The sequence below is a fragment of the Stenotrophomonas sp. GD03958 genome (assembly GCF_029839005.1).
GTDB classification, from domain to species: Bacteria; Pseudomonadota; Gammaproteobacteria; order Xanthomonadales; family Xanthomonadaceae; genus Stenotrophomonas; species Stenotrophomonas hibiscicola.
In genome coordinates this window covers 16107-36569 of the sequence record NZ_JAOBZT010000044.1, presented here as the reverse complement: position 1 = coordinate 36569, position 20463 = coordinate 16107, and the positions used below count along the sequence as shown (strand labels likewise).

The following is a 20463-nucleotide window of genomic DNA, read 5'->3' as shown; positions in this document are numbered from 1 at the left end:
TATCGAGTCCCCCAAGCCGCATATGAGCCACTTCGAAGGCGATCTTCGCACTCCCGAATCGGCGCGCTTCGCCATCCTGGCCAGCCGCTGGAATGCCCGCATCACCGACGCGCTGGTCGCTGGCGCCCGCCAGAGCCTGGCCGGCAACGGCATCACCGAAGCCAACATCGACGTGATCCGCGTGCCGGGAGCCTGGGAACTGCCGCTGGTGGCCGCGCGCCTGGCCGCCGCCCATGAACACGCCGCCATCCTCACCCTGGGTTGCGTGATCCGTGGCGATACCCGTCATTACGAACACGTGGCCGACCGCTGCGCCGAGGGCTTGATGCGCGTGCAGCTGGACTTCGGCGTGCCGGTGCTGAACGGCGTGCTGGCGGTGGAACGCGTGGAAGACGCCGAGGCCCGCGCAGGCGGCAGTCACGGCAACAAGGGCGAGGAAGTCGCACTCGCCGCATTGGAAATGGTCAATCTTCTGGAGCAGCTGCCATGAACAAGAACACCCAGGGCAAGCCCTCCGGTAAACCCGTCCGCCGCGATGGCGTCGATCCGGTGCTGCGCTCGCGCGCCCGCCGTCGTGCCGTGCAGGCCATCTACGCCTGGCAGATCTCCGGCGGCAATGCACAGTCGCTGATCGCCCAGTTCGCCCACGAGCAGGCCCGCGAAATCGCCGATCTGGCGTATTTCGAGGCGCTGCTGCACGGTGTGCTCGACAACCGCCGCGACATCGACGAAGCCCTCGGCCCGTACCTGGACCGTGGCATCGAAGAAGTGGACGCGATCGAACGCGCCGTGCTGCGCCTGGCCGCCTACGAACTGCGCTACCGCCTGGACGTGCCGTATCGCGTGGTGATCAACGAAGCCATCGAATCGGCAAAGCGCTTCGGTTCCGAACACGGTCACACCTACGTCAACGGCGTGCTGGATCGTGCCGCCGTGGAATGGCGCAAGGTCGAATCGGGTCACTGACCCACCTGTGGTAGTGCCGGCCGCTGGCCGGCAGCTGCAGGGATCCTGAGGTTGCCGGCCAGCGGCCGGCACTACCGCCCACCGCGCCCTGCGCGGCACGTACAACAGCGGGAACGCCCCATGTCCCTGGCCGAATTCGCCCTCATCGACCGCATCCGCGCCCGCACCCTCGAGCGCGACGACATCCTGCTCGGCATCGGCGATGACGCCGCGCTGTTGCAGCCGCGCGCCAATGAACAACTGGTGGTCACGGCCGACACGCTCAACAGCGGCGTGCACTTCCCGGTGGAAACCCCGGCCTTCGACATCGGCTGGAAGACCCTGGCGGTCAACCTGTCGGACCTGGCCGCGATGGGCGCACGCCCGACGTGGTGCACGCTGGCGTTGTCGCTGCCGGAAGCGTCTGAAGACTGGATCGAGGCCTTCGCCGATGGCTTCTTTGCCCTGGCCGACCAGCACGACATCGCGCTGATCGGCGGCGACACCACGCGCGGTCCGCTGTCGCTGTCGGTGACTGCGATGGGTCAGGTCGGGCGTGGCCAGGCGCTGCGCCGCGACCGCGCACAGGTGGGCGATGACATATGGGTGAGCGGCACGCTGGGTGATGCCGCCGGCGCGCTGCGCCTGTGGCAGCAGGGTGCACTGAACGTGGCCACGGCCACCTTGCTGGCCGACTACGAAAGCCTGCGCCTGCGCCTGCTGCGGCCGACGCCACGCGTGACGCTTGGCCTGCGCCTGCGTGCCTTCGCGCATGCGGCGGTGGATGTGTCCGATGGCCTGCTGGCCGATCTGGGCCATATCGCCACGCGCAGCAACGTGGCCGCGCATGTGGATGCCGATTCGCTGCCGATCTCGCACGCGCTGCGTGAACTGCTCGGCCGCGACGATGCGCGCGACTGCGCACTGCGCGGTGGCGACGACTACGAGCTGTGCTTCACCGCCGCCGCCGACCAGCGCGACGCGCTGCACTACCTGGCCGAATCGCTGGGCGTGCCGCTCACCCGCGTCGGCCGCATTGCCGAAGGCCAGGGCGTGCACGTGGATGGCGAAGCCGCCGACGGCGGCTACCAGCACTTCGCGTAGCCGCAGCGGTACTGCACTGCTGGGTGCCAACCTTCGGGGTGGGGTCAGATTGATGTTGCTCTGGTAGGTGCCAACCTTGGTTGGCACGAATGTGTCGGGCGCCCATGCCAATGCCGTGTCGACCAAGGTCGACACCTACCGAGGTCGAGTGTATCGGCATCGCTCAGTGCTTCGTCGCGTGCAACTGCACATCCACATACTCGGCCAGCCCACGGCAGGCCAGCAACAGCCCTTCGCGCGCGCCGTCATCCATGTGCTGGTCGATATCCCCGTCCACGCGCACGCGTTCGGTGGCGTGCAGCAGTTCCAGCAGGAAACTCAGCCCCGCATTGGCGCGGTCGATGCGCGCCAAGGCCAGGCGCTGCCCGGGTGTGCGGTTGCTGTCGGGCCACGGCTGGCCATCGGCGGCATCGCCTTGGCGGATGTACTGCAGGCAGGCCTGCAGGGTGATGGCGCCAGGGCTGTTACCGGTCTGCAGCGCAACGAAGGTGTCTTCCAGCGTGCGGGCCAGGTCATCGGGCAGGCGCGTGGCGGCCTCGCCCAGGGTGGCGAACAAGTGCGGGTAGGGGGAAGCGGTCATGGCGGCGTCCTTGTGCAAGCGGCAAGGGGCCACCCTGCTTAACAGCGAGGGTGGCGGACGGTGCGTGGTTGCAATACCGGTGACCGATGTAGAAACGCCGGCGGGCACGAGGCCCCCGCGCACCGTCCGCCATGTAGGCATAGACGGAATGCCTGCCGACGCCGCCCAGGCACAGGGGAAGGAGGCGACGCCGGCAGGCAAGCGTAAACAACATCGATCAAACGGGATTGCAAGCCCGTGCCACCCGTTGTCGGTGGCGCCACATGATTTGCATGAAGCGCCTGCGCTGCCAATGAGAATTGTTGGAAAGTTCGAAAGCGTTGCAGATGGCCCGCGCGCACGGGAGCGCGTCAATTACGACAAAGCATGTAGAGCCGAGCCCATGCTCGGCTCATAGCGCAATGCACGGGGTTCAGCCCGATCTGGCCGCACAGCAGCCGAGCATGGGCTCGGCTCTATAGAAGATGGCTCGCGCGTCAGGCTGCGCTCAAGGGGAGATCTTCGCCTCGGCATCGCGCGGCGTGCCGTAGTCGTCCAGCCACTGGAACGTCACCGTCGCGGGCATCGCCGCGCCACTCGGAAGCGGCAGACGTACCTGCGCGCCCGGTGCGATCATCTCTGCTTCCACCTTGCGGCCGTCGGGCAGGGTCAGCGTGCTTACAGTCACGTGGTAGGCGCTGGGGTTGCTCACCAGCAGGGCACCGGCCTGCGCACGCCATTGCAGTTGCCCGGCCGCATCACGCGGCTTGCCGGGCAGGCCGGCCGGGCGGTGGAACAGCTTCACCCGCGTGCGCACGGCGAACTGCAGCAGGTTCTTGCCGGCGGCATCGGTGGGTTTGGGCGGAATGTCCAGCAGGTTGAAGTAGAACAGCGATTCACGATCCGTCGGCAGCGGTGTCTCCGACGGGCGCGGCGCGTAAGTAATGCGGTACGCCTGCCCCTGGTGGGCCTGCAGCAGGCGCGGGTCGGCCGGCGTCAGACGGAAGGGCGTGCGCACGTTCTCGGGGCGTGCATGGCTGTCGCCATCGTCAATCCAGACCTGCACCATCGCGGCCTTGTCGCCACCGTTGGTGGCCTTCACGGTTACATCGCGGCCCTGGGACGCGTCATGCACGATGCGCGTGCCCTGCAGCGTCACCGCTGCCGATGCCGGCAGCGCCAGGGCGCCAGCCAGCAGCGCGGTCATCCACGTCATTGCACGGATCTTCATCAGGTCGTCCTCCAATAAGGCGCGCCACCACGGGGTGGCGCGCAGGGGTGTGCGTTACTTGTAAAGCACGACGAAATCGCCCGAGGCGTTGGCCGTGCCGGCAGTGGCGTTCTTGCCCGGCGAGGAATACCAGGCGCTGTAGTCCAGCTGGCCCTTGCCGGCGGCCGGAATGTTCACCCACTGCAGCGGGTCTTCGCCCAGCTTCTGGTGGTTGCCCGAGGCGTCGTACAGCGCCACGCCCACGTTGCTGGCCGTGGAGGCGGCTGTCAGCGCCAGGTTGCCGGTGCTGCCGTCGGGCGTGCCGCCAAAGCGTACACCCACTTCCTGGGCGGCGCCGGAGCCGGAGCAGTCCAGCAGGATGCTGAAGTTCTTCATGCCGGCACGCTCGGCTTCATTCACCCACGCGACGTCCACCTTGCCCATCGGCACGGTGATGGTGCCGCCGGTGGCATCCACCGAGCAGGTGCTGGTCATCAGCTCGCCGGTGATTTCCAGCTTCTCGGCGAATGCGGCGGGAGACAGGGCCAGCGCGAGCGCGCCGGCGGCAATCAGGTTCAATCGGTTCGACATGGGAATGTCCTTGGTAGGGAAACAGGGGAATCCGCATTGGACGAACCAGCGGATGCGCACAGTGTTCCCAGCCGGGCGGCACGTGGATATGCAATTAGTTGCAAGGTGCTTGCAGGACAGTGGAGTCCGTGCTTGCGGTACAGCGTCCGGTTAAGAAGCCTCATTTCCGACTGCGACAAGCTGTCGCATGCAGCGTTAGGTGCATCTGCAATGCATTCGATTGACTGCGGTCATTTGTTGAAAACAAGCCTGAATTGCGCCGAAACAGAGGTGTGGCTAGAAACCGCGTGGTTTCGTGGCGCGTTGTCGCTTTGCAACAAATTGCATGGGAAGCCGGCCGCACGCTGTCTACGCTTCGGCCCACTTCGACTACGAGCGATGTCGCCTTCGGCCTCATCGAGTGACGCTAACCATGCACATGCGCCTCCTTCATCTCCGCACGCCGCATCGTTTTGCCAGCCGTCCGCTGGGGCTGGCAATTGCCGCCGCCGTGGCAATGGCGATTGCCGGTCATGCCAGTGCCAACGGTGATGATTCCCTGCAGTTCAGCGAGGGCTTCCTGATTGGTGGCCAGGCCATCGACATGCAGCGCTATGCGCAGGGCAATCCCATGGTGCCGGGCGTGTATCCCCTGGACGTGGTGGTCAATGGCCAGTTCCACGCCACGCGCGATATCACCTTCGTGGCGGCGCCGGCACCTCTGGGTGCAACCCCGTGCCTGCCGGCCGGGCTGGTACGCCAGTTGCCGCTGAAGGAGATGTTCCTGGCCGAGCTGGACCAGGATGATGAAGGCTGCGTCGCGCTTCCCAGCCTGATCGACGGTGCCACGGTCGAGTTCGATGAGAGCAATCTGCAGCTTCTGGTGAACGTGCCACAGGCTGCGCAGGCACGCGATGCGCGCGGCTACGTGGCACCTGCACTGCGCGACCACGGCGTCACGGCAGCCTTCTTCGATTACAACATCAACCACAGCCGCAACCAGGGCCAGCAGGCGACCTACCTGGGGCTGAACACGGGCGTGAACCTGGGCGCGTGGCGGCTGCGTCATCGTTCGTCCTTCAGCCAGGGCAGCCATGGCTCGCGTCACGATGTGATCAGCAGCACGCTGCAGCGCGATCTTCCGGCATGGAATGCCCAGCTGCTGTTGGGGCAGGGTACGACCGGTGGTGAACTGTTCGAGTCGCTGTCATTTACCGGTGTGCGGGTGGCCAGCGACGAGCGCATGTTGCCGGATTCGCTGCGCGGCTTCGCGCCGGTGGTGCAGGGCGTTGCCGAAACCAACGCGGTGGTGAGCATCCGCCAGAATGGCCACGTCATCCACGAAGTAAGCGTGGCGCCGGGGCCGTTCTCCATCGAAGATCTGTACCCGACCAACTTCGGTGGCGACCTGGACGTCACCGTCACCGAAGCCGATGGCCGCCAGCAGCAGTTCACTGTGAACTTCTCTGCAGTGCCGCAGGCGCTGCGGCCGGGTGCCAGCCGCTTCAGCGTCACCGCCGGTGAACTTCGCGATGCACGCGGTGTGCGTGAAGCACTGCGCTTTGCCGAAGGTACATACGCACGTGGCATCAGCAACCATTTCACCGCGCTGGGCGGGGTGCAGATTGCCGAAGACTTCCAGTCCGCACTGTTCGGCGGTGCAATCAATACACCGCTCGGTGCGTTCGGTGCCGACGTTACCCATTCGCGCGCACGCCTGGCCAATGGCGAACAGGTTACCGGCAACAGCTTCCGGCTGAACTACCAGCGCTACATCACCGCAACGGGTACCAACTTCGGCTTGGCAGCGCTGCGTTACAGCACGCGCGGCTATCTCTCCCTGAATGATTTCGCCCAGGCGTACAACGACGATTGGGGAGTCAGTGGCCGTGCGCGCCAGCGCTTCCAGGTGAACTTCTCGCAGCGTATTGGCGAGCGCAGCACGCTCTCGCTCAATGGCGGACAGGTGCGCTATTGGGACAGCGCGCAGCAGCACAACGATCTGCAGCTGCGCTTCCAGACCAGCATTGGCCGCGCCAATCTTAGCTTGTCTGCCATGCGTCTGCAGATGGGCGATGGCCGTCAGGACACCCGCTATGCGGCAACCTTCAGCATTCCGTTGGGCTCGGCCCCGCGCGCACCGCGCTTGAGCACGCAGTTGGCCCACTCGGGCCGTGGTGAGCAGGGCCAGCTGGGTCTGAACGGAACGCTGGGCACTGATCAGCAGCTGAGTTACAGCCTGTCTGCCAGCGATTCCAGTGACGGGGCGGGCAGCGTCAATGCCTACGCGTCCTACCGGGGTGGGCATGGCACGGTCACCGCCGGCTACAGCCGGTCGGGTGATTACAACGCCTTCAACGCCAGCGCGGCCGGCAGTGTGGTGGTGCACCGCGATGGCATCAACTTCGGTGCGCCGGTGGGCGATGGCTTCGCGCTGGTACAGGCCGATGGCGCGCAAGGCGCCCGCATCGGCTACGGCAGCGACGTGCGCATCGGTCGCAACGGCTATGCGCTGCTGCCGCACGTGAGCCCCTACCGCTGGAACCAGATTGAACTGGACCCGTCGGGCCTGCCGATGGATGTGGAACTGCTGCAGACCTCGCAGCGGATTGCGCCGACAGCGGGCAGCATCGTGCGGGTTGCGTTCAATGCCAAGCGCGAGCGCACATTGTTCATCGACGCCACCGATGCGCTGGGGCAGCCGCTGCCATTTGCCGCGCGTATCGAAGATGAGACCGGCCGCAGCTATGGCGCAGTGGGCCAGGGCGGTGTGATCCAGCTGCGTGGCGCACCCGAACACGGCCAGCTGATCGTCGACCCGGATGGCCCGCATCGCTGCCGACTGCAGTACACCACCCCGGATGCCCCTGATGCCTATGGTCTTTCGTGGAGCCAGGCGGTGTGCACGCCGCTGCCGACCCCGAGCACTGGGCTGCAGGCCGTCTTGAATGCGGTCGAAGCCACCTCGTTCTGATGTCCTGATTCCATTCTTTCAACCCAAGGAGTTCTTTCATGAACCTGTTCAACCGCATCACTGTGTGCACCGCACTGCTGGCCGCCGCGCCGCTGGCCCTGGCTGACACTGCCACCCTCACCATCAGCGGCAAGGTGCTGCCCGGCACCTGCACGCTTACCGCAGCGCCGATCACCCTGGACCCGGTGAAGGCCAGCGACCTGACGCCCGGCGCCGATGCGCAGATCAAGGCGGGGGCGCTGCAGTTCGCGGGCTGCGTTGGCGTGAGCAAGGCGGTGTTGTCCTTCGCCGGTACCGCCGCCGATGGCGACGCCACGCGCTGGAAGAACACCGCTGCAAGCGATGCGGCCGAAGGCGTGTCGATCTCACTGCTGTCCGGCACCACCGGCAGCAACTATCTGAAGGATGGTGACACCGGCATCGATGTGCCGGTGACTGGCGCCACCGCGCGTTACGACCTGCGTGCCGCCTACTTCCTGCCCACCGGGGAAGCGCCGAGCGCAGGTGAGATTTCTACCGAGATCGTGGTCACTGCTGACTACGAGTGACGCGGCCCGCGAGCTACCAAGGAGCATGACAATGAAAATTGCATTCAAGCCAGAGCCATTGGCGAAGTGCGCACGAGCGCGTGCGGCGGCGTTGCTGGTCGGCGTTGCACTGTTGACGGTATCCGCGGTTGTCCAAGCGTGCACGCATTATTTCAACGTTCCGAGGGATCGGGATTTCACTCATGACACCTACCCGGAGGAGCGCGGTCGGTGGATCAGAGGGACCAACGGTGCTACGAGATTCCACAGTTGCACCGCCAGCTTCGATCTGAATCTACGCCTCGACGCACCTGAACTGACCTATGTCGGCACGCTCGACTATCTGGGCATGACCTTTCCGGCATATGAGTTCGGGCCGGAGTCCCCTTTGGTGATCTTCACCTTTGAACAGGTGTTTGGCTGGGACCGCGTTCCGGTTGGCGTGGGGCGCGAACTGACGTACCCCATTGAGTTGAAGTCGCCATCTGATGCGAATGTCGATTTCAGACCAGAATTCTTCTCCAGAGGGGGGCGGATGCGCACCTATACGTTTGCCGCGACCTTGACGTGGACCTCCCCCCAGCAGCCGGCCATTGACGGTAGCTATAGCGGCTCTTACACCCTGCGCTTTCCTGTGGCGACGTGTCCGTTACAGGACAGCGCGGAGACCCTGGCCGACGTGCAGACTGCTGAACTTTCCGTTCCAGGCGGGACCGCCAAGGAAAAGCTGGTGGCGATCCGCATGAACTGCGGTGTCGATCCGCCGCGCGCCCGGATGACGCTGAGCGACGCCGGCGATGCCAGCAACACCGGCAGCCAGCTGACCCCCACGGCCGATTCAGACGCAGAGGGCGTGCGCGTGCAGTTGCTGCGCAACGGCAGCGAAGTGCAGTTTGGTCAGACGTGGGATTTCGAGCCAGGCGTCGGTGGTGTGCATGATCATCAGTTCACCGCGCGCTACATCCGCACCGACGAGCCGCTGGTGCCCGGCCTGATCAAAGGCGAGGCCGTGCTCGATGTGGACTATTGGTGAGCGCATCGCAGTTGCCAGAGGCCAATCAAGCCCTATCGATAGTCCTGGACAGGCCAGGTGCGGTGGGCGCATCACCGCGTTCCTCAGTTCTCTCTATAAACGCCAATAGCCGGATTACTGGCAGGAGATTCATCAATTGCGCACAGCTACCGACACGCACCGACGGTTCCGTCGGCCCGCCCTGGCCCTGGCCGTGTCCTCGCTGCTCGCCCTGGCGGGCCATGCAAGCAGCTGCACGTTCACCGTACAAGCGCCCATCGTCATCAACAAGAGCAGGCCCGGCCATCCTGACACGGTCCGCATGATATGGGACGACGGAACCAATATCAGTTCCAGCGGCTGTCCCGTTTCCAGTAAGCACTCTCTGGATATGACCCTGGTGGGCCCGGCGCTGCGCTGGGCCTCGGATGTGGATTTCACCGCGTACCCCATCCAAGGTCGGTTGCCGCTGTACGAGGTTGGTCCTGACTCGGCGCTGCTGGGGTTTGTTGCAAGCGATGGAGACAGTTCGTACTGGCCGTTGCGACTTGGTCCCAACCGTTTTCCAGGTGTTCCTGGCAACACGAACTTCATTGTGATCGCATACGTGTACAGCCGCGGCGAGAGAATGCGCGACTTCCAGACCACGCTGGATCTGGAGTTTTCCTCCGTTGACCATTCGACGATCAATGCAAGCCTGCCCATCAGTATTGACATGCAGTTTCCTCCGACAACCTGCCCTGTGCGGGACGTTGCGGAAGTGCTACAGGATGTCAGCGTCGCGGAGTTGATCGCGCCGGGGGATACGGCGAAAGACAAGATCGTGGTGGTTCGCATGGAGTGCGGAGCCAACGTGCCGCGCGCGGAACTGATGTTGAAGGATGCGGGGGATGGGGGAAACACCGGAAGCCTGTTGACCCCTACAGCGGATTCCGGCGCCAAGGGGGTCCGTGTACAGCTTCTACGTGGCGGCAGCGAGGTGCAGTTTGGGCGGGCCTGGCACTTCAATCCCGGCACGGGGGGAGTGCATGACCATGCTTTCATCGCCCGCTATTACCGCACCGCGGATGCTCTTGTTCCAGGCATGATCAAGGGGGAGGCAGTGCTCAACGTGGACTACTGGTAGGACCACGTCGGACATCTGCACCTGATTTGATGGGCTGCGTTGACGAGGGGGGGCACGATGAGCTGATTTTCGATGAGGATATTCAATGCGTCTGGCCATCGTCCATTACACGCGTCTTCGCTCACTGCTTGGATCCGTTCTTGCCGGCTTGTCACTGGTATCCGGGCCGGCAATGGCATGCGAACACTACACAGCCTATCCGGACGTTGTGCTTGATACGGTCTATGCAGCTGCTCCAGTACAACCACGCGTCTTCATGGATCAGGAAAGAGGGCGCTCATCCTTGAGGAAGTGCGCGTTTCCGGGCGGGCCCATCAGTGTCTTCGTGCGCTTGGATGTGCCAGGGCTGACGTACGCAGGTGACCTGCAATACCAGGGAAGGACGTACGCGTCCTATGCCAGCTCTCCCGATTCGGTGCTGTTGGCCTTCGATGTCTACTGGAATCTGCTGGATCGAAAGCCGCTCCGCCTTGGTGAGGAACTGGAGATGGAGTTTTATACCACCGCCGGTGATGGGCTGCAGTACGTCATCAGCTATACCGCGCTGGTGTTTTCGCGTGGCGGCCTGATGCGCAGCTCCCCCGTCCGTACCGGACTCATCTCGCTGCGGTCACCGGAATATCCCGGCCTTGACAGCAGTGGCGATTACTACTTGGCGCCCGTGTTGAAGCCATGAGGATGGCGCAGGGAGGAGGCCGTCGCCATAGGCGAATTGACGAATAATTCTTTTTCGCAACATCTTCACATATCCGTCATCTCGCCTGAATGAATGTGGCGCGGGCGAGACGGGTCAATCACGTCAGTCTGCGTGATACCTGTAGTTGCATTCACCTCCTAGAGGTCGCCTCACGAAACTTGATGTCGCATGTGTATCGCAATGTCGCATCTGACATTGCAACTAATTGCATGGTGGGTGTTCAACGCGACATCCACTATGCCGGTCTCGACAAAAGGAGATCCCGACATGCAATCCCATCAGATCCGCTACTCGGCGCTGGCCCTCGCACTGACGGCGGCGCTAGCCGTTGGCATCCCCGTCAGTGCGCACGCACAGCAGGTCATTGCAGACGGTGACGCACAGACCCCGGCAGCGGGGGATTACAGCGCAACCGGTGTGGGCAACCACGCCTTCCATGCGCTCAACGGCGGCAGCATCGTTCCGCTGGGTGCGGTCATCGTGAGTGCCGATGGCGATGGCGCATCCGCGGCCCGTGCCGAGGGTGCCGGCAGTCGTATCGAATTGAGTGGTTCGACCTTGGTCACCACCGGTTTCGGTGCCACCACCGCGCTGGCAACGACGGGCGGTGAACTGCATCTGACGGCGACCGACGTCATCAACAAGGGCACCGGCATGGGCGTTGTGGCGCATACCGGCAGCCAGGCCACGCTGCAGGATGTGAACATCCGCATGGAAGGGGTGTCGTCGGTCGGCCTCGCCGGCGGCGGTGACATCACCATGACCGGTGGCTCGATCTCGGCGATGGGGCTGGGTAGCCGCGCTGTGTCGGCCACCGGGGCGAACATGACCCTGACCGGCGTTGCGATTGAAGGCGAGTCGGGCATCTGGCTGGCCGATAACAACCAGCTCAACCTCTCAGGAAGCACGGTGAAGGCCAGCGGCATCGCGTTGGACATCAATGGTCGCAGCAATGCAGTCACGGTGGCGGACTCCAACTTCCACAGCACCGGCAACGGGACCGGAACGGTCAAGATGTTCTCCGAATCGACGCTGGTAATGGCCCGCAGTTCCGTCATCAGCGAGGGTGATCGTGCGGTGGGCATCGATGCACGGACCGGTACGGTGGATCTGGACCGCGTGAATGTGACCACGTCCGGTGAGAGCAGCCACGGCCTGTATGCCGATTTCACAGGCATCGGCGCCGGCCCGATCATCACTGCACGTGCGGCCCAGATTCACACCACGGGCGCGGGTGCCATTGGTGCGGTTGCGCGCCAGGGCGGCAGCATCCATCTGGACGACAGCATCATCCGTACCGAAGGCCAGCAGGCCCATGGTGTGCTGACCGGGGGTAGCGGCGGGATGACGTTGACCGGTTCGCACATTCGCACCGAGGGCAAGGGCGCCTGGGCTGCGGTGATCAATGACAACGGCAGGCTGGGCATCGACCGCAGTGCGTTGGAAAGCGTCCAGCATGGTGGTGTGTGGGTGCGTAGCAGCCGTGACTCCGGTTTGACGCTGTCCAACAACACCTACGTATCGGGTGGCAATGGCATTGCCATCGCACTGGATGCGGCGGTGGCGGGGCGTTTCGACGTGGTGTTGCAGGGGCATTCGCAGATGGTCGGCGACATCGTCATCACGCCCGAGGACGAGGATGCCGGTCTGGTGCCGCAGTCCGATGTGCACGTGCGCCTGGCAGACGGGTCGCTGTGGCAGGGCACGTCCAACCTGGTGCAGACGATGGCGATTGAAAGCGGAAGCCAGTGGACACTGACCGGTGATGCCACGGTGGGCGAACTGAGCGTACTGAACAGTGGTGTGGCGCTGTCCGACGGCAGTGGCCGATTCAACACGCTCACCGTGGACGGTGATCTGCACAGCGAGGGCGCGACGTTCCTGTTCCAAGGCGCCCTGGGCGGTGACGACAGCGCCTTTGATCGCCTGCATGTGCGTGGCGATACTTCGGGCGATGCAGGCATTGCGGTGAAGAACATTGGCGGCGTTGGCGCTCAGACCAGCGATGGCATCCAGCTGATCGAAGTGGACGGTGCATCGTTGGCGACCTATGCGCTTGCCGGCCGCGCCGTGGGCGGCTCCTATGAGTACTTCCTGTTCAAGGGGGGCGTGACTGATCCCACCGATGGCAACTGGTATCTGCGTTCGCAATGGTTTGATGTCTGCAAGGACAATCCGGCCGCGCCGGGCTGTGTGGTGGACCCGGTTGATCCGGTTGACCCCATCGATCCCATTGATCCGGTGGACCCCGTGGATCCCGTGGACCCGGTGCCGGTGCTGCGTCCCGAAGCCGGGGCGTACCTGGCCAACCAATCGGCAGCCATCAACATGTTTTCCCATCGTCTGAACGACCGCATCGGTGCCGTTTCGCTGGATGAAGGTCGTGCCTCGTGGGCGCGCGTTGGCCGGCAGCAGGCGGACTTCAGCGCGGTCGGTGGTCAGCTGTCGATTGATGGCAACACCTCGGTGCTGCAGATTGGCACTGACCTGGTTCGCCGGGGCAATGCAGCGTTCGGCGTGATGATGGGCACGGGTCGTGCCGACAGCAGCGCAGTGTCCGATCTGACCGGCTACAGCGCCAAGGGTCGGGTGCGTGGCAGTGCCGTGGGTGTGTACGGCACCTGGTTGCAGTCGGCTGAAGGCACCCAGGGTGCATACATCGATGCGAACCTGCAGTACGGCCGTTTCGATAACCGGGTGCAGGGCATTGGCCTGGAGCCGGAGCACTACGATTCGCGCATGGCCAGTGCGTCGCTGGAGGCCGGCTACACCTTCAACGTGTGGCAGGGTGCCGCCAGCGCGCTGTACGTGCAGCCGCAGCTGCAGCTGAGCCATGTCGATTTCCACGCCGATCGCCACGTGGAGAGCAACGGCACGGTGATCGACCACGCCGATGCCGGTGGCCTGAGCGGGCGTCTGGGCGTGCGTGTGTTTGGCCATGGCACTGCCGCCGGCAACACGGTGCAGCCGTACCTGGGCGTGAACTGGCTGCGTGGCAGCGGCACCAGCACGTTGCAGTTCAACGGTGACGCGCTGGGCGCGGACGTGCCGCGCAACCGCTACGAAGTGCAGGCCGGTGCAGAGTTGAAGCTGGGCCAGCGCTGGGGCGCGTGGGGTGGCATGAGCGTGCAGCGCGGTGATTACGGCTACCGCAATGTGGGCGGCCAGCTGGGCCTGCGCATGGCCTGGTAAGCGGGCGTGCAGCGGGGTCGGATCCCATTGCCATGGCAATGGGCTCTGCCCCCTGGCTGCTGCCGTAGAGCCGAGCCTACGCTCGGCTCATCGCGATCTGAACGAAGAGCAGCCGAGCATGGCTCGGCTCTACAACTGCGTCGAGCAGGGGCGGGTCCTGAACGATGTCCATGTCTGTCGCGATTGTCCATTGAATGACTGCGCAAACGGTGGCGATGCTGCCGCCCTGTCTTCTGCCGGTTGCCCGCGTGTCCTCTCCCGAACGTTCCCACAACGCCGCCATCGATGGCCTGCGTGCACTGGCGGTGCTGGCCGTCGTCCTTTTCCACAGCAACGCGACGTGGCTGCCCGGCGGCTTCACCGGTGTGGACCTGTTCTTCGTGGTGTCCGGCTTCGTGATCAGCCAGTCGCTGGCCTCGCGCACCCAGGCATCGCTGGGTGCGATGCTGCTCGATTTCTACCGGCGTCGCGTGCTGCGCCTGTTGCCGGCGCTGCTGGTGATGCTGATGGCCACCTTCGTGCTGTCGGCACTGTTCATTCCCCGCGCGTGGCGCAATGAGCAGTTCGACCAGACCGGCTGGGCCGCGCTGGTCGGTTTCAGCAACATCGTGCTGGCCGGCCAGCAGGACGATTACTTCTCACCCGGCGCTGAACTCAACCCGTTCCTGCATACCTGGTCGCTGGGTGTGGAAGAGCAGTTCTACCTGGTCTTCCCGCTGTTGTTCTTCGTGTGGTTGCGTGGGCGTGAGCGCTGGCCGGGGTCACGTTGGCTGTTGCCGGTGCTCACCGTGCTGTCGCTGGCGTGGGCGGGCTGGCAGGCGCAATCGGCGCCGGCGTCGGCGTTCTATCTGCTGCCGGCGCGGTTCTGGGAGCTGGCCGCGGGTGCGCTGCTCTACCAGTGGATGCATAAACGTACGCCACGCCAGGGCAGCGACGCGGCTGCCGTGGCGGGCCTGGCGCTGCTGGCCGCGGGTATGCTGATCGCCCCGCAGTTGGCGATGCCGGTGCCGGGCGTGCTGGCGACCGTGGCAGGTACCCTGCTGCTGTTGGCGGGCGTGTCGACAGCGGGTAGATCGCGCATCGCCCGTGCGCTGGGCTGCACACCCCTGGCCTACCTGGGTCGGCTGTCCTATTCGCTGTACCTGTGGCATTGGCCGCTGCTGGTACTGCTGCGCTGGACGTATGGCCTGCATGGCGTCGCGCTGTGGCTGTATCCGGTGCTGCTGCTGGCGGTGTCTGCCGCGTCCTACCACTTCATCGAGCGCCCGCTGCGCAGTGCGGCGCCGCTGCTGCGGCTGGCACCGGCCAAGGTGCTGGCGATGGCGTTTCCGCTGGTGGCGCTGTGCGGTGTCGGCGCCTGGGCCACGGTGGAGTACCACGAGCAGGTCTCGCTCAGCGTCACCCGCGACGGCTACGCATGGCAGGCGCGTCGCTACCCGGCGTGGCGCCCGCTGGAACCGGTGAGTGCGCCGGCGCTTGAAGGGCGGCGCCTGTTCGTGGCCGGCGACTCGCATGCGGCGGCGTATCGCACCATGACCAGCATGGTCGCGCGGCAGACCGGCATGGAGGTGCGCCAGCAGGATCGCGGCGGCTGCAGCTTCGTCAACCTGCTGCGGGCCAGCCCGGCCGACTGCCAGGACTTCATTGAAGACGCGCTGTCGACCATCGAACGCGAGGCGCGCCCGGGTGACATCGTGCTGCTGGCGGCCTTGCGCATGCCGGAACTGCGTGGGTTCGACTGGCAGCGGCAGGATGCACAGCAGATCTATCAACAGGTGCTGGCCGAGCGCACGCCCGCGCATGCACAAGCTGCACGCGATGAGGCCGATCGCGTGCTGGGGCGTTTGCAGAAGCTGGGTGTGCACGTGGTTGTGGATGCGCCGCTGCCGTTGTTCAAGGCCGGTGCGTACCGCTGTTCGGACTGGTTCAACCGTCGCAACCCGGCTTGTGCCGGGGGTCTGAGCATGCCGCGTGCGGATCTGGAAATGCTGCGCGTGCCGCAGATGGCACTGCTGGATGACCTGGCGGCACGTTACCCGTCAATGACCGTGTGGGATCCGCTGCCGCTGCTGTGCGGGCCAACGACCTGTTCGGCGGTGGAAGACGGGGAGCCGCTGTTCTTCGACAACGATCACCTGAGCGGGCATGGCAACCGCGTGCTGCTGCCCAGCTTCCGGCAGACCCTGAGCGATATCGCGAACGACAAGCCTTTGTAGAGCCGAGCCCACGCTCGGCTGCTCTTCGTTCCGCAGGCGGGAAGTCCGCGCTGCGCGCGGTGAGCCGAGCATGGCTCGGCTCTACAGGAGTGCGCGCGATCTATGCCGGCGGCAGCACCTTGCCCGGGTTGAGGATGCCATCCGGGTCCAGCGCGGCCTTGATCGCACGCATCGCCGCCAGCGTTTCCGGGGTGAAGGCCTGCGCCATGAAATCGCGCTTGGCCAGGCCGATGCCGTGTTCGCCCGACAACGTGCCGCCCAGTGCCAGTGTCAGCTCGAAGATCTTCGGCAGCGCGGCATGCGCGCGCGCGTTCTCGTCGGCATCCTCAGGGTGATACAGGATATTGACGTGCAGGTTGCCGTTGCCGGCATGACCGAAGGTGACGATGGTCAGCGTGTATTCGCGCGCCAACGCCTGTACGCCGGCCACCAGTTCCGGAATGCGCGACACCGGCACTACTACGTCTTCATTGATCTTGCCCGGCGCGACGCTGCGCAGTGCGGGCGACAAGGCCTTGCGTGCGGCCCACAGCTGGTCGCGTGCGCGCCCTTCCATCGCCACGTCCAGTTCGATCATGCCGTCACCTTCAGCGGCGCTGGCCAGCGCCTGCAGCAGATAGGGCAGGGTGTCGTGGTCACCGTCGGCTTCCACCAGCAGCATCGCGCCAGCGTCGGGTACTTCCGCACCGTTGAGGCGCAGCAGCTCAAGGCTGCGGGCATCCATGAATTCCAGGCGCGTGGGTACCACCGGCTGCGACATCAGGCGTGACACTGCGGCGGCGGCCGCATCGGCATCGCGGTACAGCACACGCAGGCCGGCCTGGCTGACCGGCAACGGGGTTAGCTTCAAGGTGGCTTCCACGATCAGTGCCAGCGTGCCTTCGCTGCCGACCAGCAGGTGGGTGAGGTCGTAGCCGGTGGAATCCTTGGTGTAGGCACCACCGCAGCGGATCACCTCACCGGTGCCGGTCACCGCCACCAGGCCGAGTACGTTGTCGCGGCTGGTGCCGTACTTCACCGCGCGTGGGCCACCGGCGTTGCAGGCCAGGTTGCCGCCCACACTGCAGATCTCCGCGCTGGACGGGTCCGGTGCCCAGAACAGGCCGTGCGGTGCCAGCGCCTGCTGCAGGGCGCCATTGAGCACGCCCGGCTGCACCACGGCGCAGCGATCACCGGCACGGATCTCGACGATGCGGTCCATGCGGGTGAACGACAGCGCGATGCTGCCCGGCAACGGCACGGCAGCGCCGGTGGTGCCGGTGCCCGCGCCGCGCGCGACCAGCGCCACGTGATGTGCACGGCAGGCGCGCACCAGGGCCTGTACCTGTTCAACATTGGCAGGCAGCGCGACGGCGGCAGGGCGCTGGTGGCGCCACGAGTTGTCCTGCGCGTTCGCCTCCAGCGCGTTGTCATCCATGCGCCACCCCTCCGCGCCCAGCAGGGTAGACAGTTCGGCAACCAAGGCAGCGGGCAGGGCAGTACTCATGAGGGATCTCGCGGGACAGCAGGGGCGGGTTGGATCAGTTTCCAGGCAACAACGGCGCCGGCCAGCGGCAGCCACACCCAGCGCAGTTCGGAGAGCAGGGTGGCGATGCCGCGCGCGCTGAAGAACCGGGGCGCGAACGGTGACACGCGGATGGGGCGCCACGGCGCGAAGAAGCGGTGTTCACTCCACGGCCAGGCCAGCGCGACGCCGAGGCCGCCGGAGGTCATCGCATCCAGCAGCGGATGGCTGGCGGCGCAGACGAAGACGAATACAGCGGCTTGTACGGTAGATGCCAACCTTGGTTGGCACACATCCGCCGACCAAGGCCGGCGACTACCAAAGAACGCCCACACCGCGGCCAGCACCGCCAACACCCCGGCAAACAACAACGAATGGCTGGCACCGCGATGGCCGAACGCATCGGCATAGGGAATGTGCAGGGCAAAGGCCAGTACATCGGCATCGGGCAGCATCGCGGCGACCACACCGGCAGCCAGCAGCCATGCCGGAATGCGGCCACGATCCGCGGCGCACCACAGCGCCAACGGCACAGCGGCATGGGTGATGATCGAAGGCATCAGTCACGCACCGTGGTAGTGCCGGCCAGGCTGCGCGCTGGTAGGTGCCAACCTTGGTTGGCACAGAAGCGCCGACCAAGGTCGGCCTCTGCCAGAGCGGACGGTACACATCAGCAATCATCCAACCGGAACGCATCACGCAGCCAGTTCAACTGCGGCGGTTCACCCGTGGCGTCGACCACATCAAAACGGCAGGGTGCATCGGCCAGCGCGGGATGGTCCTGCAGGTACAGCAACGCGGCATGCGCCACGCGTCGACACTTGCGCACATCCACCGAAGCGGCGCCACCGCCGAAATCCGATCGCGCACGGTAGCGCACTTCCACGAACACCACGGTGCCGGCATCGTCCATCACCAGGTCCAGTTCACCGCCGCGATAGCGCACGTTGCGCGCACGCGGCTGCAGTCCGGCCTGTTGCAGGTGCTGCTCGGCGGCCGCTTCCACCGCCGAGCCCCGTTGGCTGCGCTCAGCGACCACCGACGATCGGCATCGGCCGGCCGCCATTGAAGGTCGACCAGGCCGGCTGGCGCAGGATGTTGCCATTGCTGTCCAGGAACAGGGTGCCGGTGGCACCGTCCAGGCCGCCTTCGTTGGACAGCTTGTCCAGGTAGGCGGTGATCTTCCAGGCATCGGCGCCGAAGGCGAACAGGCGGCCGGCGGCACCACGTGCGCTGGGCAGAGTGCTGGCGACCTGGCTGGCCGAGGGCAGGCCGGACACGCTGCGCACGTTCCAGGCTTCGTTCGGGTAGACGATGCCGTCCAGCGCCACGTCTTCTTCCACCTTGCCGCTGCCGACGGTCAGCTGCGAGGTGCCAACGCGGGTGGCGCCGCCGGCACCGGCCAGCGCCAGCTGCGGCGCCAGCAGGCGGGCCTGCGGGGCGCGCACGGCGAGGAACACGGCATCGACCTGGCCGGCATTGCGCACCTGCCCGCCGACATCGCCAACCGCGTCGCTGACGCCGACGGTGGCCACCACCTGGCCGCCACGCTGGGCAAAGCGCTGGGCGAAGGCCGCGGCGGCACGGCGGCCGGTATCGTCGGCGCTGTTGATCACCAGCGCCTTGCCGCGCTCGCGGCCACGCAGGTATTCGGCGGCGACGATACCGTCGTCTTCCGGTGCCAGCGAGAAGCCGGCGCTGCCGGCCGGCGGTGCGTCCTTGCCGCGGTTCAGCGCCAGCACCGGCACCTGCAGCTGCTGGCGGCCGTACACGGCGTCCACTTCGTCGCGGCCCAGCGGACCGACTACGAAGTCGGCACCGGAGGCGACGGCCTTGTCATAGGCGGCCAGGGCGCCGGCCGGGGTGCCGGCGGTGTCGAAGAAGTTGATGTCCGGGCGGCGGCGGCTTTCACCGTAGTAGGCGCTCAACAGGCCATCGCGCACCGGCTGTGCGGCAGTGGCCAGGCGGCCGCTGAGCGGCAGCAGCACGGCCAGCTTGGCGGGCGGGCGGTAACCGTCGCTCATCGCCGGCGGGCGCTTGCTGGTGTCGAACTGGGCGGCGCCATCGCGGTCGAACGGGCGCGGCAGCGGCAGGCCGCGCGCGATCAGTGCGCGGCCGGCGAAGTTGTATAGCGGGTCGTTGGCCGGCAGTGCGGCAGCCCGGTTGCGCAGGGTGGCATCGTCGAGGGTGCCGAGCAGGCCGGCGATGGCCGCCTGGTTCTCGCTGCGCGCGCTGCCGGTCAGGCTGGCATGGGCGCGGGCACGTTCGGTGGCGGCGCCGAAGGCATCGCCGGTGCCCTGCAGCGCGTTGGCGCGGGCTACGTGCCAGCGCGTGCGCAGCGCGGGGAAGACGTTGTCGCCCTGTTCCTTCAGCAGGGCCAGGGCCTGCGCCGGCTGCTTGTCGGCCAGTGCCAGCTCGGCGCCGGTCAGCTGGTAGCGCTGCAGGCTGGCGCCGGACAGCTGGCGGGCGGTGAGCTGGCCAAGCAGGCTGCGCGCGCGGGCACTGTCGCCGGCCAGGTGCCAGGCCCAGGCGGCATCGGCCAGGGCGTTGCTGCGGGCGCCACCTTTCAGGGTTGCGGCCAGCGCTTCCAGCTGCAGGGCGGCGTCGCGCGGTTTGCCTTGTTCGATCAGCGCCAGCGCCTGGCTCTGGGCCGGCGATTCGGGCGCGCTGGTCAGGCTGGTGGTGGCACAGCCGGCCAGCAGCATCAACGACAGCGACAGGGCGGAGATCCGTGCGGCGGGCTTGTTCATGATCGGGTCCATGCGATGAGGGCAGCGGCCTTGGCCGGGTACACGCTACGATTCTACCCTTGCCCCGTGAGTACCGC

The 20463-nt window shown here is 65.8% G+C and carries 17 protein-coding genes; 10 read left to right on the top strand and 7 right to left on the bottom strand.

From position 1 onward, the window contains the following. Nucleotides 1–22: 22 nt before the first annotated feature. The 3 genes from ribH (at nt 23) to thiL (ending at nt 2049) form a co-directional block, all read left to right on the top strand. Complete coding sequence (gene ribH, locus N5C25_RS13455) at nt 23–490, top strand: 6,7-dimethyl-8-ribityllumazine synthase (protein WP_058980441.1); 468 nt, start codon at nt 23–25, stop codon at nt 488–490. Beyond that, nucleotides 487–966, top strand: coding sequence for a transcription antitermination factor NusB (gene nusB, locus N5C25_RS13450; protein WP_005408062.1), 480 nt, complete (start codon nt 487–489; stop codon nt 964–966). Before ribH ends, nusB begins: the two co-directional genes overlap by 4 nt. 120 nt (nt 967–1086) lie before the next feature. Beyond that, entirely contained in the window at nt 1087–2049 is a 963-nt protein-coding gene (thiL, locus tag N5C25_RS13445; protein WP_251102107.1) for a thiamine-phosphate kinase, read from the top strand. A gap of 163 nt (nt 2050–2212) precedes the next feature. Here thiL and N5C25_RS13440 read toward each other — a convergent pair whose 3' ends face one another. From N5C25_RS13440 to N5C25_RS13430, 3 genes are all read right to left on the bottom strand, one after another. Next, nucleotides 2213–2629, bottom strand: coding sequence for a hypothetical protein (locus N5C25_RS13440; RefSeq protein ID WP_058980439.1), 417 nt, complete (start codon nt 2627–2629; stop codon nt 2213–2215). Between the two features lie 487 nt (nt 2630–3116). Next, nucleotides 3117–3839: a fimbria/pilus periplasmic chaperone gene (locus tag N5C25_RS13435; RefSeq protein WP_058980438.1), complete on the bottom strand. Its 723-nt coding sequence runs from the start codon at nt 3837–3839 to the stop codon at nt 3117–3119. Between the two features lie 54 nt (nt 3840–3893). Further along, nucleotides 3894–4409 carry a fimbrial protein gene (locus tag N5C25_RS13430; protein WP_058980437.1) on the bottom strand — a complete coding sequence of 172 codons (516 nt, stop codon included), beginning with the start codon at nt 4407–4409 and terminating at the stop codon, nt 3894–3896. A gap of 496 nt (nt 4410–4905) precedes the next feature. Here N5C25_RS13430 and N5C25_RS13425 point away from each other — a divergent pair, with 496 nt between their 5' ends. The 7 genes from N5C25_RS13425 (at nt 4906) to N5C25_RS13395 (ending at nt 16132) form a co-directional block, all read left to right on the top strand. Further along, nucleotides 4906–7362 carry a fimbria/pilus outer membrane usher protein gene (locus N5C25_RS13425; RefSeq protein WP_080398786.1) on the top strand — a complete coding sequence of 819 codons (2457 nt, stop codon included), beginning with the start codon at nt 4906–4908 and terminating at the stop codon, nt 7360–7362. 38 nt (nt 7363–7400) lie between these two features. Then, complete coding sequence (locus N5C25_RS13420; RefSeq protein WP_058980435.1) at nt 7401–7910, top strand: fimbrial protein; 510 nt, start codon at nt 7401–7403, stop codon at nt 7908–7910. 31 nt (nt 7911–7941) lie between these two features. Beyond that, on the top strand, nt 7942–8922 hold the full coding sequence (locus tag N5C25_RS13415) for a fimbrial protein (protein ID WP_260832923.1): 981 nt from the start codon (nt 7942–7944) through the stop codon (nt 8920–8922). Between the two features lie 193 nt (nt 8923–9115). Next, nucleotides 9116–10027, top strand: coding sequence for a fimbrial protein (locus N5C25_RS13410; protein ID WP_260832922.1), 912 nt, complete (start codon nt 9116–9118; stop codon nt 10025–10027). 85 nt (nt 10028–10112) lie between these two features. Next, nucleotides 10113–10703 (top strand): hypothetical protein, encoded by a 591-nt coding sequence (locus N5C25_RS13405; RefSeq protein ID WP_058980434.1) that lies wholly within the window; start codon nt 10113–10115, stop codon nt 10701–10703. Between the two features lie 288 nt (nt 10704–10991). Next, nucleotides 10992–13916 carry an autotransporter outer membrane beta-barrel domain-containing protein gene (locus N5C25_RS13400; RefSeq protein WP_279937098.1) on the top strand — a complete coding sequence of 975 codons (2925 nt, stop codon included), beginning with the start codon at nt 10992–10994 and terminating at the stop codon, nt 13914–13916. A 215-nt stretch (nt 13917–14131) separates the two neighbouring features. Then, nucleotides 14132–16132 carry an acyltransferase family protein gene (locus tag N5C25_RS13395; protein ID WP_345781923.1) on the top strand — a complete coding sequence of 667 codons (2001 nt, stop codon included), beginning with the start codon at nt 14132–14134 and terminating at the stop codon, nt 16130–16132. Between the two features lie 100 nt (nt 16133–16232). Here the strand turns inward: N5C25_RS13395 and N5C25_RS13390 are convergent, their stop codons facing one another. From N5C25_RS13390 to N5C25_RS13375, 4 genes are all read right to left on the bottom strand, one after another. Next, on the bottom strand, nt 16233–17618 hold the full coding sequence (locus N5C25_RS13390) for an FAD-linked oxidase C-terminal domain-containing protein (protein WP_058980432.1): 1386 nt from the start codon (nt 17616–17618) through the stop codon (nt 16233–16235). Further along, complete coding sequence (locus N5C25_RS13385; protein WP_058980431.1) at nt 17615–18196, bottom strand: metal-dependent hydrolase; 582 nt, start codon at nt 18194–18196, stop codon at nt 17615–17617. The genes N5C25_RS13390 and N5C25_RS13385 overlap by 4 nt, the downstream gene beginning before the upstream one ends. Nucleotides 18197–18306: 110 nt before the next feature. Then, the gene (locus N5C25_RS13380; RefSeq protein WP_186008954.1) at nt 18307–18675 is read right to left on the bottom strand and encodes a YraN family protein; all 369 of its coding nucleotides are present in this window, start codon (nt 18673–18675) and stop codon (nt 18307–18309) included. After that, on the bottom strand, nt 18665–20386 hold the full coding sequence (locus tag N5C25_RS13375) for a penicillin-binding protein activator (RefSeq protein ID WP_058980482.1): 1722 nt from the start codon (nt 20384–20386) through the stop codon (nt 18665–18667). The genes N5C25_RS13380 and N5C25_RS13375 overlap by 11 nt, the downstream gene beginning before the upstream one ends. Nucleotides 20387–20463 lie beyond the last annotated feature (77 nt).

Coding starts and splice junctions, on each gene's coding strand:
- ribH (WP_058980441.1), top strand. CDS start 23: ATGAGCCACTTCGAAGGCGATCTTCGCACTCCCGAATCGGCGCGCTTC.
- nusB (WP_005408062.1), top strand. CDS start 487: ATGAACAAGAACACCCAGGGCAAGCCCTCCGGTAAACCCGTCCGCCGC.
- thiL (WP_251102107.1), top strand. CDS start 1,087: ATGTCCCTGGCCGAATTCGCCCTCATCGACCGCATCCGCGCCCGCACC.
- N5C25_RS13440 (WP_058980439.1), bottom strand. CDS start 2,629: ATGACCGCTTCCCCCTACCCGCACTTGTTCGCCACCCTGGGCGAGGCC.
- N5C25_RS13435 (WP_058980438.1), bottom strand. CDS start 3,839: ATGAAGATCCGTGCAATGACGTGGATGACCGCGCTGCTGGCTGGCGCC.
- N5C25_RS13430 (WP_058980437.1), bottom strand. CDS start 4,409: ATGTCGAACCGATTGAACCTGATTGCCGCCGGCGCGCTCGCGCTGGCC.
- N5C25_RS13425 (WP_080398786.1), top strand. CDS start 4,906: ATGGCGATTGCCGGTCATGCCAGTGCCAACGGTGATGATTCCCTGCAG.
- N5C25_RS13420 (WP_058980435.1), top strand. CDS start 7,401: ATGAACCTGTTCAACCGCATCACTGTGTGCACCGCACTGCTGGCCGCC.
- N5C25_RS13415 (WP_260832923.1), top strand. CDS start 7,942: ATGAAAATTGCATTCAAGCCAGAGCCATTGGCGAAGTGCGCACGAGCG.
- N5C25_RS13405 (WP_058980434.1), top strand. CDS start 10,113: ATGCGTCTGGCCATCGTCCATTACACGCGTCTTCGCTCACTGCTTGGA.
- N5C25_RS13400 (WP_279937098.1), top strand. CDS start 10,992: ATGCAATCCCATCAGATCCGCTACTCGGCGCTGGCCCTCGCACTGACG.
- N5C25_RS13395 (WP_345781923.1), top strand. CDS start 14,132: ATGCTGCCGCCCTGTCTTCTGCCGGTTGCCCGCGTGTCCTCTCCCGAA.
- N5C25_RS13390 (WP_058980432.1), bottom strand. CDS start 17,618: ATGAGTACTGCCCTGCCCGCTGCCTTGGTTGCCGAACTGTCTACCCTG.
- N5C25_RS13385 (WP_058980431.1), bottom strand. CDS start 18,196: ATGCCTTCGATCATCACCCATGCCGCTGTGCCGTTGGCGCTGTGGTGC.
- N5C25_RS13375 (WP_058980482.1), bottom strand. CDS start 20,386: ATGAACAAGCCCGCCGCACGGATCTCCGCCCTGTCGCTGTCGTTGATG.